Here is a 17224-nt window from a genome sequence, read left to right on the forward strand (position 1 = left end):
CGAAATTGAACGCATTTTAACGAATTTTGATCGACAATACTTCGCGGCCATTTTTACGGAAAACTTGCGCGTCCCCTGTATTGTGCATCACCGAAAGAGGTTTCGCCGAAGGATTTGGCTGCCCAAATGAGCTTAGAATTTAAAACGGCCAAGAAGGCCGAACAGACGTCGTTCATCGACGATCTCGAGGAAGCGGTCGCACGCGGGACGCCCGCGAGCCGGGCGCGGGCACTGTGGCATACCACGGACCTGATGATCGCGGGCAGCTTCTCTGACGACGAAATCTGGACGTTCGGCGAGGTGGTCACGCGGCTCGCCGACGAGATCGAGGTCGCGGCCCGGGCGCAGCTGTCCGAACGGCTGGCCCACTTCGACCAGGCCCCGGTCAACATCATTCACAAGCTCGCCTTCGACGACGCGATCGAGGTCGCAGGTCCCGTCTTGCGGGAATCCAAGCAGCTCGAAACCTATGCGTTGGTCGCCAATGCCTGCACCAAGAGCCAGGCGCACATGCTGTCGATTTCGCAACGCGAAACGCTCGAGGAGCGCGTCACCGACGAACTCGTCAAGCGCGGCGACCAGGAGGTCGTGAAGTCCGTAGCCAGCAACAACGGCGCCAAATTCTCCGACTTCGGTTTCCTGAACATGGTCCAGCGCGCGGAAGGCGATTCCATCCTCGCCGAGCAGCTTGGCCTGCGCAAGGACATCCCGCGGCATGTCTTCCAGCAGCTGATCGCCAAGGCGACCGACGACGTCAGGAAGCGGCTCGAGCGCGAGCGTCCGGACATGGCGCGGCAGATCCAGTCCTCGGTGACCGACCTTGCCGGCGAGTTGCAGTCGAAATTCGGTCCCGCCTCGCGCGGCCACTTCGTCGCCAAGCGCGTCGTAACGACGCAGCACCGCCTCGGCAATCTGAACGAAGCCTCGATCTCGAGCTACGCGCGCTCGCACCGGCTCGAAGAAGTCACGATCGGCATGGCGCTGCTTTGCTCGCTGCCCAGCGACATGATCGAGCGCACGATGCACGACAAGAATCGCGAGATGCTCCTGATTCTGTGCAAGGCGCTGGGTTTCTCCTGGGACACCACGATGGCGCTGCTGTTCCTCGGCGCCAAGGATCACCGCATCACCGCCAGCGACCTGCGAACGCTCGAAAGCGATTACGACCGGCTCAATACCGAGACGTCGCGCAGCGTTCTGTCGTTCTGCCAGTCGCGCAAGGGCGGCACACCGGTCGATGCCGGCCTGAAGGCCGCGCTATATGCGTGACGAGGGGGAGCTAGCATGAGCGGGATTCCGTTTGGCAAGGGCGTGCCTGCTTTCGGCAAGGCGCCCGGACAGGGTTTTGGTCGCAAGGGCGGCGCGATGTCGGAGCAGCCCGAGGCGGCGAAGCAGGACGGCGGCGCGCTCGACACCGCACGCACGGTGCTGGAAGCAGCCAACGACTTCAGGGACGAGGCGACCGCCGCGGTCTGCCGCCGCGTGATCGAGCAGAGCATGAACGGCCAGCAGCCGTCGCTCTCCGACATGCGCGTCATCAATAATTATTTTCAGTAGGCTCTCTTATCCCTCCCCCTTGCGGGGAGGGTGGCCGTCGCGAAGCGACGGTCGGGTGGGGGTGCATCGCGGGTGGGCTTTTTTAAAACCCCCACCCCGGCTCGTTGCACTCGCCGACCCTCCCCGCAAGGGGGAGGGATAAAGAAGTCACTTCTCCCCGAGCACGTCCCCGAACAGCACCCAGGACTTGCCGTCAAAGCGCGCCATCTGGATCTGGCGAATGGGCGTGACGTTGTTCGGATCGGTATGGACCTTGATACCGGGCAGCAGCAGCGGCATCTCGATCCCGTTCAGCGACTTGGTCTGCTTGAGGATGTTGTCGCGCGAGAGATCGTCGCCGCAATTCTTCAAGACCAGCGCCATGATCTGCGCCACCGTGTAGCCCTGCACGTTGTAGAGATCGCCGGTCGACGCGTTCGGCTGATACTTCTTCATCCAGGCGAACCAGTCCTTCAGCGCGGGATCGCTCGCCCAGCGCGCATCGTTCGGATCCTTCAGGTAAAGCCCTGTCACCACGCCGATCGAATTCTCCAGACCCGCCGGCTCCAGCACCGCCGAGAACGAGTTCGACACCGACGGCAGGATGATCAGCGGCTTCCAGCCCATGCTCGCGGCTTTCTTGATCGCTTGCGCGGCAAATTTCGGCGTCGCTTCGGCAAAGAAAACATCCGCGCCGGATTCGCGCATCGTCACCATCTGCGAGTCGATGGTAGGATCGGCGGTGAGGTACGTCGTCTCGGAGACCAGTTGGTTGATATGTTCGCCGAGACCTTCCTTGAAGCCGCGCACATAGTCCTTGCCGGCGTCCTCATTGGGCGCGATCACCGCGATCTTCGCGTCGGGCTTGGTCTTCAGGATATATTCGGCGTAAAGCCTGCCCTCGAGTTCATAGGTCGGGTTGAAGCCGACCGTCCACGGAAAATGCGAAGGGTCGTTCCAGCGCGTCGCGCCTGACGAGACGAAGATCTGCGGCACGTGTTTGGCGTTGAGATATTTCTGCACCGAGATGTTTGGCGCAGTGCCGACCGAAGAGAACATCGCCAGCACCTCGTCCTGCTCGACCAGCTTGCGGGTCTGCTCGACGGTCTTCGCCGGCGAATAGGCGTCGTCCAGCGTCAGAAATTCGATTCTGCGGCCGTTGATGCCACCCTGATCGTTGAGCATCTGGAAATAGGCGGCCTCGGCGCGGGCGATGGTGCCGTAGGCGGAAGCGGGGCCGCTATAGGGCGCAGTGTTGCCGAGCTTGATGGTGGCATCCGCAGCGTCAGCCGCCAGCGGCGACGCCACAATCGCCGTTGCAAACAGCAAGGCCGCGCATAGATTCCTGGATAATGACATCATGCTGACAAAGCCCCCCGCCACCGGTTATCTGGCCGGCTGTTTTTGATTTGTTGCTTGCCTTGAAGATAGGTGTTGGTCGCTCCCGGACAACCGCCAAAAGCGCCTCACGGGATTGCACAAAAATTCCTTCCACTTATCTGAGGTCCGGTGTACGTCCCGCCTCGCTTTTCGCGCCAGCCTTGGAAAAACCTCCCTCACGAGAGCGCCCTCGCCTGCCATGCCTTCCATCATTTCCGTCTCCAACCTCTCCAAAACCTACGGCTCCGGCTTCAAGGCGCTGAAGGACATCAATCTGGAAATCAAGCAAGGTGAGATCTTCGCGCTGCTCGGGCCGAACGGCGCGGGCAAGACCACGCTCATCAGCGTCATCTGCGGCATCAACAATCTCTCCACCGGCCGCATCACCGTCGGCGGCCATGACATCATCTCCGATGCCCGCGCCGCACGCAGCATGATCGGCCTCGTCCCACAGGAATTGCACACCGACGCCTTCGAGAGCGTGTGGGGAACGGTCAGCTTCAGCCGCGGCCTGTTCAACAAGCCGAAGAACCCGGCTTATATCGAAAAGGTGCTGAAGGACCTGTCGCTGTGGGACAAGAAGGATTCCAAGATCATCACGCTGTCCGGCGGGATGAAGCGGCGCGTGATGATTGCCAAGGCGCTGTCGCATGAGCCGCAAATTCTGTTCCTCGACGAGCCGACGGCCGGCGTCGACGTCGAATTGCGCAAGGGCATGTGGGAAGTGGTGCGCACCTTAAGGGCCTCCGGCGTCACCATCATCCTCACCACGCATTATATCGCCGAGGCCGAGGAGATGGCCGACCGCGTCGGCGTCATTAACAAGGGCGAGATCATCCTGGTCGAGGAGAAGGCAAGCCTGATGCAGAAGCTCGGCAAGAAGCAGCTCAAGCTGCACTTGCTGTCGACTATCGCCGCCATTCCGCCGGCGCTTGGCGCCTATAATCTCGAACTGGCGAACGACGGTCAGGATCTCGTCTACAACTACGACAGCACGGCCGACCGCACCGGCATCACCAGCCTGCTCGGCGACCTTCGCAGCGCCGGCATCCGCTTCGCCGATCTCGAAACCAATCAGAGCTCGCTGGAGGACATCTTTGTGAGTTTGGTGAAGCAGCCATGAATTTCCGGGCCGTCCGCGCAATCTACAAGTTTGAAATGAACCGCACCCGGCGCACGCTGCTGCAGAGCATCGTCTCGCCCGTGGTGTCGACCTCGCTTTATTTCGTCGTGTTCGGCGCGGCGATCGGCTCGAAGATCACGCAGGTCGAAGGCGTCAGCTACGGCACCTTCATCGTGCCGGGACTGATCATGCTCCAGGTCCTGACCCAAAGTATTACCAATGCTTCGTTCGCGATTTATTTTCCGAAATTCGTCGGCACGGTTTACGAGATCCTCTCCGCGCCGATTTCCTATGTCGAGATCGTGCTCGGCTATGTCGGAGCGGCCGCGACCAAGTCGATCATCCTCGGCCTGATCATTCTGGCCACCGCCGGCCTGTTCGTGCCGCTTCACATCCATCACCCGATCTGGATGCTGATCTTCCTGGTGCTGACCGCCGTGACGTTCAGCCTGTTCGGCTTCATCATCGGCATCTGGGCCGACGGATTCGAAAAGCTTCAGACGATCCCGTTGCTGGTGGTGACGCCGCTGACCTTCCTCGGCGGCAGCTTCTATTCGGTGAACATGCTGCCGCCGACTTGGCGCGCCGTCACGATGCTCAACCCGGTGGTCTACCTGATCTCGGGCTTCCGCTGGAGCTTTTACGAGCTTGCCGACGTCAGCGTGTCGCTCAGTCTCGGCATGACGCTGGCGTTCCTCGTCATCTGCCTGATCGTTGTGTGGTGGATTTTCAAGACCGGATACCGGCTGAAAAACTGACCCCGCAGGGGTCATTCCGGAGCGCGAGCATTTGCGAGCGAATTACGATGTGCAATTGCACATCGGAAAATCTCGAACTTACCTGATGTGCAATCGCACATCATAGTTCGATGCTTACGCATCGCCCCGGAATGACGGTGCGTTCACAGGAGATGCGGAATCGCGAGCAGCGCGAGCGCGAACACCAATGCCGCGAGCCAGCGCACAGCCGTCATGTCGATGGAATACGCCACAGCCCTGATCGGCTTTTTCTTGACTGACATCGTCAATTCCTCGTCCCATGGACACGAATTGATAACGCTGGCCTCACACGGGGGTTCCGCATTCACCAACGCGCCCTCTCAAGACCACGAAGATGAACGCATCGACACCAGCTTTGGCCCGGCTTCGCCGTTAACGATGCGAAACGCGACATCGTGATTTTGGCAGTGCGATAGCGCTACTGGAACCATAGGTGGAATTCGGGCATAGTATCGTGGTTGGGATGGGGTGCGGTGCGAAGTGAAAGGCCGGGAGGCCAGAGGTAAAATGCGTTCCGTTCTCGTTGCTGTTACGACCCTGATGCTGTTTGCCGCGGGCGCCGCACAGGCCAAGGTTTCCATCACCGTCGACAAGGACAACCAGATGATGACCGTCGCCGTCGATGGCGTCGATCGTTATCATTGGCCGGTCTCGACGGGCAATCCGTCGCACGAGACACCGAACGGCTCTTTCCGCACCTTCCGCATGGAAGCGGACCACTTCTCCAAGGAATTCGACGACGCGCCGATGCCGCATTCGATCTTCTTCACCAAGATCGGACATGCGATCCACGGCACGGAATCCGAACGAAGCCTCGGCATGCCGGTCTCCCATGGTTGCGTGAGGCTGTCGCGCGCCAATGCCACGACGCTTTACGCGCTGGTGCAGGAGCAAGGCGTGCTCAACACCACCGTGACGCTGACCGGTTCGTCCACGGTTGCGATCGCCCGCAAGCGCGGCAGCACCGCGGTCGCGCGCGCCGAACCCGCGCAGCCCGACCAGCAGTATCAACAACAGCAGTATCAGCAACAATATCAACAGCAGCCATATCAACAGCCGCAATATCAGCAGCCGCAATATTCCGACGCCGGCCAGCCGGTCGTGCTGACGCCGCAGCCGCAATATTTCCCCGGCAGCCGTCCCGCTCAGCAGCCGCAGCAGCGGGCCGACGACGGCTACATCTATCCGGCTGATGGCAGCTCGACCGATCAGCGCTATCCGGCGCCACGCGGCACGCGGCGCGGCAATGACGGTCAGGCCTATTATCAGCAGCAACCGGGTTACTATCAGCAGCAACAGCCGCAAGCCGTTGACGCCTACGGCAACCCATATCAGCAGCGCAGCTACTATCAGCAGCAACAGCGCTACTATTATCCGAACTGAAATTTCATGGTTCGAGACGCGCGGCGCGAAATACGCACCGCGCTCCTCACCATGAGGATCGACCTCATCCTGAGGAGCGACCGCACCCGAGCAGGCCGAGCGGGAGCGAGGCCGTCGCGAACGGTGTCACGAGGCTCGCGTCTCGAAGGATGGAAGCCGCATCGCTTAGAGCTGCGAGGCGTCCTTCAAGTCTCGCTTGATGGACGCCAGCAGCGATTGCAGCGTGTCCGACCGCTCAGAAAAAGCAGCGGACAACGGCGCAGCATGCGGCTGCGCGGGGAGCTGCTCCGTCGGCGTCGGCTTCAAGACAGCAGGCTTGGTGGTCACAGGCTTGACCGCGGCCGGTTTGACCGGCTGAGCGCTGGCACGCTTGATCACGGGCTTGGGCGGAAATAGCGGCCGCGCCGGAAAGGCCGGATCGGAAAGCGCCGCCGCCTCGGCGCCCTCTTCGGCATGAACGAAATCGCCGTGCAGCACGTCGTCATGACGACCCATCAGCCACAGGGTCACCCAATAGCCGACCGCCAGCACGATGATGCTAATAATACCTATTTCAAACATTTGGGGCTTGCGCCTGAAAGCCCCAATGATTCGCCGCCTTCAAGGGCCCGGTCAAGCCCTGGCCTTTAAGGGTTTGCGCGTTAACCAAAACCGGCAGGCGCGAGGCCTTAGGGGCTAGTGGTCCGATTCTAGCATTCGCATCCCTTCTCGGCGGCCGCTCTTGCGAATGTTAGAATCAAAGGGCCACTAGCAAATCTATGTTTCTAGCGGAGTTTGGGATTTGACATTCGCTTTTCGAACTCGCCGCGGGGTGGGGTAGCGAATGTCAAATCCACTCCACTAGGGCTGCTCGGGCGGCGGTTTCGCGCCGCGCAGCCGGCACGAGGTGTTACAGGTGACCACATTGCCCTTCATGCAGATGCGGCACACGTCGACACACTCGTTGAGCAGCTTGGGATCGTAGGCTGCATAGTGCGAGGCGATACAGAGCCGCTGCTCGGGGGTGTAGTCCGGCTCCTGCGAACAGGCCGCAAGACTTAGCCCCAGCGCCATCGCCATCAGACAAAGCAGACGTTGCAATCGCACGGCACGCTCTCCTGGCCGCGCCAAACGGCCAGTTCCATAACAATCGACGGTTATAACCGGTTCTGCAAAATCGTGTTGAAAATGCGCGCACAACATGGCCGGCCGAGTGTCATCCACGAGCCCCGCGACTATCCCCAAACGCCACCATGGTTACGCGATTCGGCCGGCTTGGCGATGACGGGCGGAGGCCAGCCAACACAAATCCTGCGGCCGGACTAGCCCTTACAACCCCGGAGCATGCTAGAATGGTGCAGCGCATCGGCGGCCTTGTGGGCCTTGCCGGTCACAGGTCATCTGGCGGCGACATGTCTGTCTCGGACGGTTTGAAGGCGAATCCTGCTTCCGGAGGACGGAAGAGGAGTTCGCCGTTCCTGGTCATAGCGGCAGGACTTCTGATCTTCGCGGCGATTATCGGCGCAGCGTTCCTGCTATGGCGGCCGGCGACCCTGCGCATCGCGGTCGGACCGGCCGGGAGCGAGGATCAGAAGCTGATCCAGACCCTGGCGCAGACGTTCATATCAGAAGGAAGTCCGGTCCGCCTGACTGTGGTCTCGACCGCCGGCCCCGTCGAAAGCCTTGGGCTGCTTTCGGCCGGCGAAGCCGACCTCGCGGTTGGCCGCGCCGACGAGGACATGCCGAAAGGCACCGGCGCGGTTGCCATCCTGCGCAAGAACGTCGTCGTGCTGTGGGCGCCTTCCGGCGCGCCAAAGAAGGCCGGGGCCAAGAAAGACAGCAAGTCGAAGATCAAGGAGATTGCAGATCTCGAAGGCCATCGCGTCGGGGTGCTCGGCCGCACTTCCGTCAACGTCACCCTGCTGAAGGTGATCCTGAGCGAATCCGGCCTCAACCCCGACAAGGTCGCGATCTCGCGATTCTCGGTTTCGCAGATCACCGAGATGGTGAAGGATTCCGCGATCGACGCGTTCATGACGGTCGGCCCGCTCGACAGCAAGATCACTGCCGATGCGATCAACCAAACCGCGCGGCTGCGCGGCGAGCCGGCCTTTCTGCCCATCGACGTGTCGGAGGCGCTCGCCCACAAGCACCCGCTCTACGAAGCGGAGGAAATTCCCGGCAGCTCTTTCACCACCTCGCCCGCCCGCCCCGACGACACCGTCGATACCGTGGGCGTGAACCACCTGATCGTGGCGCCGAAGTCGCTGTCGGATGCAACCGTTGGCGCGTTCACCCGCGCGCTGTTTGCCGTTCGCCCGGCGCTGATCAGGCAAGACCCGGGCGGATCCAAGATCCAGAAGCCCGACACCGACAAGGATGCGGCGATCCCGGCCCATGCGGGCGCGGCGGCCTATATCGACGGCACCGAACGGACGTTTCTCGACAAATACAGCGACTACTTCTGGGCCGCCATTCTGGTGTTGTCGGTGCTCGGTTCAGGCGCGGCGTGGGTGCGGCATTACATCAAGCGCGACGAGCGCTCGCTGACGAGCGAGCACCGCGACAAATTGCTGGCGCATATCGCACAGGTGCGCAAGACGGACTCCGTCGAGGAACTGGATGCCCTGCAGGAGGAAGCCGACGAATTCCTGCGCGAGACGCTGGAATGCTACGACGACGGCGCAATCGACGAAGGCGACCTCTCCGCCTACAGCCTCGTGCTCGAGCAGTTTCATCACGCGGTCGCCGATCGCCGCGCCGTGATCGCCGGCAGTCCGGTCGGCACCTCGCGCATTCGGGCGTGATCTCTTCTTCACCTCCCCTAGAAGGGGGAGGTCGGCGAGCCGAAAGCGCGCTTGCGCTTGAAGCGAGCCGGGAGGGGGTCACGACGTGCGGTTCTCAAGATGACCCCCACCCCAACCCTCCCCCTTTCAGGGGGAGGGAGCACCACATCGCCGCGGGAAGAGGCGAAAGAAAGATTTAGAACCCGATCAGCCGGCGCACGAGGCCAACCATGCTGGCATGATGGCGGTGATGGTAATAGTGCCGCCGCGGAGGAGGCGCTGAGACGTCCTCGTCCGAAGCCGACGCCTGGCTGACGCCGCGCGCCGGTCCGATCGATTCAAACTGCGCCTTCTGCTCGTCGGTCAGTTCGGCATAGACATCGTCGAGCGCCGACTTGACGGTCTCGACCGCCTGCAACATCACGTTCAAACGCTTGCCTGCGGCCTCAAGCCGCGCCGGCGGCGTCAAGGCCTCGTTGGGTTCGCAGACGTCCTTGAGCATCTGCGCGGCCTTGGCATTGGCGTCCTTCAGATTGTCCAGGCTCGCGCGCTGCGCCTCGGTCGGATGCAGCTTGCGATCGATTTCGGCGCTCGGCCAATCGGTCGCGCCTGACAGGTCATTGCCGCAGTTCTGCGCCACCGTACCCTGCTGTCCGCGGCCACGCCGCTCCTCTTCACCGAGCGACGTCAATCGCGCCTTCTGCTCGTCGTTGAGGAGGCCGTAGAAATGATCGAGTGCCGGCTGGACCATGTTGACCGCCGTGATCATCGCTTCCAGCCGCGTCTCCATCGCAGCCAGACGTCCGGGCGCGGTCGATGCGACCTGCGACGGACAGGCGTCCTTGATGGTCTGGGCCGCCTTCATCGAAGCGTTGGCGAGATCATCGAGCGCCTTGCGCTGCTCGTCGTCCGGGTTGAGCGCCTGCTGGATCCGGTCGATCGGCAGGCCGGCGATCTCCTGCGTATCCTCGCCGCACATCTGCGCCACTTCGTTCTGTTGGCTCGGCGCAGCCCCGGTGCGGGACGACGTCTGTCCGCCGCCGCCATAGGCAACAGCGCCGCCGCCATAACCATAAGGCAGATAGCCGGCGAGGTCGTCATAGCCGTAAGGAGCGAAGATGCCGGCATAGATATCGCCGTAACCGTAATCCCACAGCGAGGGATCGTAGCCCCACATCGCATAGTCAGAGAGGTCGTAATAGGCGAACGGCCAGAACAGCGGACCGACCCAGCCATAGCCGCCATTGGCGTGACGCCACCATCCGCCGTTGCGATCATGCCCGCGCCATCCGGCGGTCGCCGCCGCCGCAGAAATGTTGTTGCGGGATGCGGGGTTGTTCATCGCGCCGTGATTATGCAGTGCACCGGCGACCGCACCCCCGGCGAGCGCATGATGAACGGCGTTGGCGCGCATCGTGCTTTGACGATTCATGTTGCGGCCGACATTGTTGCGGCCGAGATTGTTGCGGCCGACATTGTGATCAATCGCGGCGTGACTGTTGCGGAAACTGCTGCCGCCCGCCGCGCGCGAGAAATTGGCCCGGGTGTGAGCCGCGGCGGCCGCCCGGCCACCGAAATGACGAGCGCCTCCGGCGAAATGCGCTGCACGGCCGCCGCCTCGGAAACCGCCGGCTCGCCCGCCGGCAAAATGTCCACCCCCGAAATGCGCGCCGCCGACGCGCGCTCCGCCAAAGTGCCCGCCACCGAAATGCGGTCCTCCGCCACCGAAATGGCCTCCGCCGAAGTGAGCGCCACCACCGCCGAAGTGTGCGCCGCCTCCGCCGAAGTGCGCGCCACCGCCGCCGAAGTGCGCGCCACCGCCGCCACCGTGAAAGCCTCCGCCGCCGCCGCCATGAAAGCCTCCGCCACCGCCGCCGTGGAAGCCTCCACCGCCGCCACCACCGCCGCGGGGTCCCGCATAGACTGCGGTCGACAACGCAACCGACAGAGCGACGACCGATAACCATTTGATGTTTGACTTCGTGCTCGACATGGCACTCCTCCAACACAACTGTGGCACCGACTTCGCGCAACCTGTTGCGGGCGCGGCGGCAAAATTTCGACAATTTGTTGGAAAACGCGGCGATTGCCCGGCGAGTTCCGCCAAACGCGGAACCCAAGACTAAAAACGGATTCAGAATCGATAGCGGCGATCTCGGCTATTGGCTCTTTTCGCCCTTGCCTTTGTCCTGGCTGTCGTCGGGTGGACCGTTTTCACCCCATTTGAGCCGCCGATAGACCGCACCCAGCACGTTGCAATAGTCGTCGGTCCACACGCGCTGATTGGGTGTCGGGGCGGTTTCTTCCCACTTGGACGATTCCGACGATGCGATCGTGCCGACATCGGCCTCGCTACGCGCCGAAACCACGACATTGGTCGCGAAAACGTAATCGCCGTCGCGGCCGGAATCTTCGTCAAACACCCAGCTCTTCATGCCGTTGGCGTCGGCAATGCCGACCACGACGCTCGCCAGTTCGAGATGCCGGTTCGAGACGTGCATCAGCACCACGCCGTGCGGCGCCAGCTTGTCCTTGTAGATCTTCATCGCCTCTTGCGTGGCAAGATGGATCGGAATGGCGTCCGACGAATAAGCGTCGACGACGATCAGGTCGTAGACGCCGTCGGGCTCGCGCGCGAAGGTCAGCCGCGCATCGCCGATCACCGGCTTCAGATCCGGCTGGCACTTCTGCACATAGGTGAAGTATTTTGGGTCGCGCGCGGTATCGACCATGCTCTGGTCGATCTCGAAGAACTTCCAGGTCTCGCCCGGCAATCCGACGCAGGCGAGCGTGCCGGAGCCAAGCCCGATCGCCGCCGCGTGCAGCGGCGCGCCCTTGCGTTCGCGGATCGCGGTGACAGCCTGACCGATGCCGCCTTCCTTGTCGTAATAGGAGATCGGGATAGGCCGGCCCGTGACCGGCGTGCCGTCGTCGTTCTGGAATTTTTGGGCGCCGTGAATCGTCGTGCCGTGCAGCAGCACGTGATACTGGCCGCTCGACGTCGTCACGATCTTGTGGACGCCGAAGAAGCTGCGCACGGTGTCGACGCGTCCGTCGTCGGCCGGATACACGCGAACCAGCACCAGCGCCAGCGCCGCGACGGCAGCGAGTTTGAGCCGCGCGGGGTTGAAGGCGAGCGCGAGCAGCATGCCGAAAACGGCGACGCCGCTTGCGACATAGACGCGATGCTCCTCAAGCCATTCGAACGCCTCGCCCTTGGTCTGCGACGATACGATCAGCCCCAGCGCCACCACGACCGCAAGCACCCAAAGCAGGCCGCTGACGCGCGGCCAGCGTTCGTTCCGGACTGGACGGCAAAGCGCGGCGAGTACGATCAGGATCGGATATTCGGCGATCCAGGAAAACACGTTCGGCGCGATCAGCCCGGCAAACAGCCCGCCAATCATGCCGCCGAACGACAGCGCGACATAAAAACCGGTGAGATATTTCGCGGACGGCCGGGTCGCTGCGAGTTCGCCGTGACAGGCCATCGCGATCACGAAGAAACAAAGCTGGTGGCCGCCGAGCGTCAGCAGCAGGTTCTGTTCGCCGCCGACCGCGAGCAACACGATCACGCCCGCGATCGCGACCGGCTGCGCCAGCAATACCCATTTGTGCGGGAATAACGGCCGCGACTGGAACACCAGCACCCAGGTCAGGAGATAAAGCGACAGCGGCAGCACCCACAAAAGCGGCGCGGCGGCGACGTCGGTCGAAATATGCGCGGTCACCGCGATCAGAAGCCCGGACGGCACCGCGGCCAGAAAGATCCAGCGCAAGCGTGTCATCAGGGATGGCGCCGGCGCGTCGCTTTCGGCGTCAGCACTGCTCGCCGCCACGGCCGGCGATCGCCATAACAGAAGACCGCAAGCAGCGATCAGAACGATCAACAGGCCATAGCCGGCAGTCCAGATCAGGTTCTGCGTACGCAAACTGAACAACGGCTCGACCGCAAACGGATAGGACAACAGCGCGAGGAAGCTGCCGACATTGGACGAGGCATAGAGGAAATAGGGATCGGCCCCGTCTGGATGGCCTGACCGGACGAACCAGGCTTGCAGCAGCGGATTGTTCGCCGCGAGCGCGAAGAACGGCAGGCCGATCGAGGCCACGAACAGGCCGAGCAGCCACAGCGCATAGCCTGAGGTCGGCGGCTCGCCCCAGCGCACGGCGATCGCGAGCGGCAGCGTCGCGAAAGCAACGATCAGCAGCGCCAGATGCACCAGGATCGGGATCAGGCGGCTGTTGATCCGCATCAAGAGATGCGCATAAAGGTAGCCGCCGAGCAGCAGCGACTGGAAAAACACCATCGCCACCGACCACACCGCCGGCGAGCCGCCGAGCCGGGGCAGCACCATCTTGGTGAACAGCGGCTGCACCGAAAACAACAAGAGCGCGCTGACGAAGATCGCCGCCGTGTAAACCAGCAGCACCAGCCGGTTGCGCGAGACGGACGGGGCGTCTGTAACCAATTCAGCAGCGGACATGGAAACTCCGGAAGTGGAGCTGGCGGGGCGAGCGGCGCAATAGAGCAGAAGGCGGGGACACGAGCAATCCGAAGCGCCATCAAACCGCTGTGCTGGGAAGCGTAGGTTCGCTATGTAACTCATCAGTCATTCCGGGGCGCATCGAAGATGCGAGTCCGGAATCTCGAGATTCCGGGCCTGGTGCTCGCGCACCATCCCGGAATGACGGAATCATGTCAGATCATTTCTTGAAGGCCACATGAACGAAACCGACGTCGTCATCATCGGAGCCGGCCACAACGGCCTCACCTGCGCGGCCTATCTCGCGAAAGCGGGCCTGCGCGTGCGCGTGGTCGAACGGCGAAAGGTGGTGGGCGGCGCGGCGGTGACGGAAGAATTTGCGCCGGGTTTCCGCAACTCGGTCGCGGCCTACACCGTGAGCCTGCTCAACCCGAAAATTATTTCTGACCTGAAACTTGCCGATCATGGCCTCAAGATCGTCGAGCGCCGCGCGCAGAATTTTCTCCCCGCGCCCGACGGCCGTTATCTTCTGACCGGCGAAGGCCGCACGCGCGAGTCGCTTGCCAAACTCAGCCCGCGCGACGCCGATGTGCTCGACGGCTTCAATCGCAGGCTGGAAGAGATCGCTGACGTCTTGCGCGCCTTTGTGCTGCGCGCGCCGCCGAACCTTGTCGAGGGATTTGGCGCAACCGCGATCCGCGAAAGTTTCAACGCGCTGGGCACGGCGAACATCCTGCGAAAACTGTCGCTGGAGCAGCAGCGCATGCTGCTCGACCTGTTCACGCGCTCGGCCGGCGACATGCTCGATGACGTCTTCGAGAGCGACCTGATCAAGGCGCTGTTCGGCTTCGACGCCATCGTCGGCAACTACGCCAGCCCTTATGCGGCGGGCTCAGCTTACGTGATGCTACACCACGCCTTCGGCGAGGTGAACGGCAAGAAGGGCGTCTGGGGCCACGCCATCGGCGGTATGGGCGCCATTGGCCAGGCGATCGCACGTGCCGCCAAAGAGGCCGGCGCAGAGATCACGCTTGACGGCGGCGTAGCCGAGGTGATCGTCGAGCGCGGCCGCGCAATTGGCGTCACGCTCGACAACGGTGAGACCATCCGCGCGAAATATGTCGCCTCAAGCGTCAATCCAAAACGGCTCTATACGCGCCTGGTGCCGTCGGGTGCGTTGCGGGACGATTTCCTCAAACGCATGCAGAACTGGCGCAATGCCTCCGGCACCTTCCGGATGAATGTGGCGCTCAAAGCGCTGCCCTCCTTCGCCGCGTTGCCGGGCAGCGGCGATCATCTGACGTCGGGGATCATCATCGCGCCCGATCTTGTCTACATGGACCGCGCCTGGCAGGACGCCCGCGAGCACGGATGGAGCAAAGCGCCCGTGGTCGAGATGCTGATCCCCTCGACGCTCGACGACTCTCTCGCGCCGTCAGGCCAGCATGTCGCCAGTCTGTTCTGTCAGCACGTCGCGCCGCAACTGCCTGACGGCCGGTCGTGGGACGATGCCAGAGAGGACGTCGCCGACCTCATGATCGCGACCATCGACCGATACGCGCCCGGCTTTGCGGCAAGCGTGATCGGACGGCAGGTTCTGTCCCCACTCGATCTCGAGCGCCAGTTCGGCCTGCTCGGCGGCGATATTTTTCATGGCGCGTTGACGCTGAACCAGCTGTTCTCGGCCCGCCCGATGCTCGGCCACGCCGGTTATCGCGGGCCGCTGAAGGGGCTTTATCACTGCGGCTCCGGCGCCCATCCCGGCGGCGGCGTCACCGGCGCACCCGGCCACAACGCCGCGCAGGTGATCTTGCGGGACCACCGTGGATTATTTGGGTAAAGGCGGTGGATGGTCGGTGGACGTGATGTGGACAAGTTTGGGTTCAAACTGAAACGCGCAAGATCGACAGGAAGTTAGCAATGCCTGAAGCGCCGCGTCACAGCATCGTCTCAATCCTGCCCTGCACCAACATCGAGGCCAGCACGGCGTTCTATGCGCGGCTGGGGATTGCGCTGCACGGCGATTTTGGCACTTACCGCATTCTCACCGACGGCGCGGGTTGGGTGCTGCATCTGTCCAGCGAGTTTCCGGAAGGATGGCTGACGCCCGGCAAGAATCCGAATGGGCTTTATGTGTACCGGCAAGACGTCGACGGTCTTGCTGCTCACGTCGATGATCTTCTTGATGGCGCGCGCCCTGAACACAAGCCGTGGGGGATGTATGAATTCGCGCTGTCGGATCCCGACGGAACACTGGTGCGAATTGGCTGGCCGAGCCGCCTGATGAAATCCGCCTCGGTGATGCGGCCCCGCGACGTCGTCACGAGCTGGATCGATGCGTTCAATCGCGCGGATGTCGAGGCGCTCGCGGCGCTCTATCATCCCGACGCGGTCAACCATCAGGTCGCGCAAGATCCGATCGAGGGGCGCGAGGCGATCCGCGCGATGTTCGCGGCCGAATTTGCCAAGGCCGAAATGGTCTGCATTCCCGAAAACCGGTTCGAGGACGGCGAATGGGCGATTCTCGAGTGGCGCGACCCGAAAGGGTTGCGCGGCTCCGGCTTCTTCCACGTCACGGACGGGCGGATCGCCTTTCAGCGCGGCTATTGGGACAAGCTCTCGCTCCTCAGGCTGCACGGCATCGCCACCTGACCGGGCGTAAATCCCCTATCCTTCCACCAGCCGCTTCAGCACGCCGCGAAAACTCAAGGAGCGCTTTCCCACCAGCATCGTACCGAAGACCTCGGACGTGTCGTCGGAGAATGTGCCCGAAAATCCGCTCGAGACTTCCTGGCCGCCGAATAGCGGTCGGACGCCGGGATCGTTGAAGGGCGTGTGCTGGTTGGTGACGAGTTCGCCTTTCCAGGTGCCCCGATTTCCGCTGCTTTGCCCGACGCTGTAGCGGCCGACCGACCAGAAATAGGGACCGCCGCTCAAGAGCTGACCATCCCGCAGGATGGCGATCCCGCCGTCACGGCCCTTCACGCCGTCGCCGAATTGGAGCTGGATTGAGTAAAGCCCGTTCCGCATGGGTCAGATCGTCGTTCGCTCTCGAGGATGCAGCCTATGATCTAAGCCTCAAGTCGCGCCGTTGTCGCGGGACTTGTGCACCTGATGCGGTGGATCCGATGTGGAAGGCTTGGGGATGCCGGCATGCACAAGACTTTGGACAAGACGCTGAGCGGCGAATTATGACGCCCGGATGAACGCTGGGGATAAGCTGGCAACCGATTGGGACCACAGCGGATGTTCCGCGTCAGCAACTGTGGACAAGTGTTGCGTTGGCTGTTCGGATGTTAGGTCGCGTCTCGGTTTGAAATGCGGTGAAAGCTACGCTGCTATTTTCCCTCTAAGCACGCATCGTTAAACGTGCCGAAACCTGAAATGCAGGTGGCACCCAAATAAGAGTCGACAACTTTAGCCGCACATCCAATTACTGCACGGCCTGAATGTGTTCTCGGCCGGGTTCGTCCTTGGCATGCTCGGAGCGTCCATCGCGACTTACCTGTACGGATATCGCAAGGTCGCCTGAGTTCGCACGATCGATCAGCAACTTCAAAATGATGGAATCGCTGCTTTAACCAACACTTAACCAACGGCGCGATGAAGCCTAAGAGGAAAGGAGCTGTGACTGGAGATCTGAGGCGGCTGGTGAAGTGCCTCAAAAGGTGGTTTGAGAACCGCCGCTATGCCCTTGCTTATTAACCTGTTTTTAACCAACAGACCGCGCGAGGGCGAAATAAGCGCAAAAGCAGCGCCCTGACGCGGCAA

15 protein-coding genes are annotated in these 17224 nt (G+C 62.3%); 9 read left to right on the forward strand and 6 right to left on the reverse strand.

Annotated elements, in window-relative coordinates:
* The first annotated feature begins 126 nt into the window (after positions 1-126).
* Positions 127-1269: a DUF2336 domain-containing protein gene (locus tag VFB05_RS01875; RefSeq protein WP_325008165.1), complete on the forward strand. Its 1143-nt coding sequence runs from the start codon at positions 127-129 to the stop codon at positions 1267-1269.
* 15 nt (positions 1270-1284) lie between these two features.
* Positions 1285-1557: a hypothetical protein gene (locus tag VFB05_RS01880; RefSeq protein WP_325008167.1), complete on the forward strand. Its 273-nt coding sequence runs from the start codon at positions 1285-1287 to the stop codon at positions 1555-1557.
* Positions 1558-1704: 147 nt separating this feature from the next.
* On the opposite strand, the gene VFB05_RS01885 is transcribed toward VFB05_RS01880, so the two are convergent.
* Positions 1705-2898 (reverse strand): ABC transporter substrate-binding protein, encoded by a 1194-nt coding sequence (locus tag VFB05_RS01885; protein WP_325008169.1) that lies wholly within the window; start codon positions 2896-2898, stop codon positions 1705-1707.
* Between the two features lie 217 nt (positions 2899-3115).
* Between VFB05_RS01885 and VFB05_RS01890 the strand changes: the two genes are divergently transcribed.
* From VFB05_RS01890 to VFB05_RS01900, 3 genes are all read left to right on the forward strand, one after another.
* The gene (locus tag VFB05_RS01890; protein ID WP_325008171.1) at positions 3116-4039 is read left to right on the forward strand and encodes an ABC transporter ATP-binding protein; all 924 of its coding nucleotides are present in this window, start codon (positions 3116-3118) and stop codon (positions 4037-4039) included.
* Positions 4036-4797, forward strand: coding sequence for an ABC transporter permease (locus VFB05_RS01895; protein WP_325008173.1), 762 nt, complete (start codon positions 4036-4038; stop codon positions 4795-4797). Before VFB05_RS01890 ends, VFB05_RS01895 begins: the two co-directional genes overlap by 4 nt.
* A 528-nt stretch (positions 4798-5325) precedes the next feature.
* A complete protein-coding gene (locus VFB05_RS01900) occupies positions 5326-6201 on the forward strand; it encodes a L,D-transpeptidase (RefSeq protein ID WP_325008175.1) in 876 nt (291 codons plus the stop codon).
* Between the two features lie 165 nt (positions 6202-6366).
* Here the strand turns inward: VFB05_RS01900 and VFB05_RS01905 are convergent, their stop codons facing one another.
* On the reverse strand, positions 6367-6762 hold the full coding sequence (locus VFB05_RS01905) for a hypothetical protein (RefSeq protein ID WP_325008177.1): 396 nt from the start codon (positions 6760-6762) through the stop codon (positions 6367-6369).
* 279 nt (positions 6763-7041) lie between these two features.
* Complete coding sequence (locus tag VFB05_RS01910; RefSeq protein WP_325008179.1) at positions 7042-7287, reverse strand: hypothetical protein; 246 nt, start codon at positions 7285-7287, stop codon at positions 7042-7044.
* A gap of 245 nt (positions 7288-7532) precedes the next feature.
* Here VFB05_RS01910 and VFB05_RS01915 point away from each other — a divergent pair, with 245 nt between their 5' ends.
* Positions 7533-8987: a TAXI family TRAP transporter solute-binding subunit gene (locus tag VFB05_RS01915; protein ID WP_325008182.1), complete on the forward strand. Its 1455-nt coding sequence runs from the start codon at positions 7533-7535 to the stop codon at positions 8985-8987.
* A 175-nt stretch (positions 8988-9162) separates the two neighbouring features.
* Here VFB05_RS01915 and VFB05_RS01920 read toward each other — a convergent pair whose 3' ends face one another.
* On the reverse strand, positions 9163-10380 hold the full coding sequence (locus tag VFB05_RS01920) for a Spy/CpxP family protein refolding chaperone (RefSeq protein ID WP_325008184.1): 1218 nt from the start codon (positions 10378-10380) through the stop codon (positions 9163-9165).
* Here VFB05_RS01920 and VFB05_RS01925 point away from each other — a divergent pair.
* Complete coding sequence (locus VFB05_RS01925; protein WP_325008186.1) at positions 10357-10929, forward strand: hypothetical protein; 573 nt, start codon at positions 10357-10359, stop codon at positions 10927-10929. The two genes, VFB05_RS01920 and VFB05_RS01925, sit on opposite strands and share 24 nt — an antisense overlap.
* A 196-nt stretch (positions 10930-11125) precedes the next feature.
* On the opposite strand, the gene VFB05_RS01930 is transcribed toward VFB05_RS01925, so the two are convergent.
* Complete coding sequence (locus VFB05_RS01930; RefSeq protein ID WP_325008188.1) at positions 11126-13453, reverse strand: fused MFS/spermidine synthase; 2328 nt, start codon at positions 13451-13453, stop codon at positions 11126-11128.
* Between the two features lie 238 nt (positions 13454-13691).
* On the opposite strand from VFB05_RS01930, the gene VFB05_RS01935 reads away from it, so the two are divergent.
* Together VFB05_RS01935 and VFB05_RS01940 are read left to right on the forward strand one after the other, a co-directional pair.
* A complete protein-coding gene (locus VFB05_RS01935) occupies positions 13692-15293 on the forward strand; it encodes an NAD(P)/FAD-dependent oxidoreductase (protein ID WP_325008190.1) in 1602 nt (533 codons plus the stop codon).
* A gap of 80 nt (positions 15294-15373) precedes the next feature.
* Positions 15374-16105: a nuclear transport factor 2 family protein gene (locus VFB05_RS01940; protein WP_325008192.1), complete on the forward strand. Its 732-nt coding sequence runs from the start codon at positions 15374-15376 to the stop codon at positions 16103-16105.
* Between the two features lie 15 nt (positions 16106-16120).
* Here the strand turns inward: VFB05_RS01940 and VFB05_RS01945 are convergent, their stop codons facing one another.
* Positions 16121-16483 (reverse strand): GrlR family regulatory protein, encoded by a 363-nt coding sequence (locus VFB05_RS01945; protein WP_325008194.1) that lies wholly within the window; start codon positions 16481-16483, stop codon positions 16121-16123.
* Positions 16484-17224 lie beyond the last annotated feature (741 nt).

The sequence above is a fragment of the Bradyrhizobium sp. genome (assembly GCF_035652035.1).
In the GTDB taxonomy this organism is placed as follows: Bacteria; Pseudomonadota; Alphaproteobacteria; order Rhizobiales; family Xanthobacteraceae; genus Bradyrhizobium.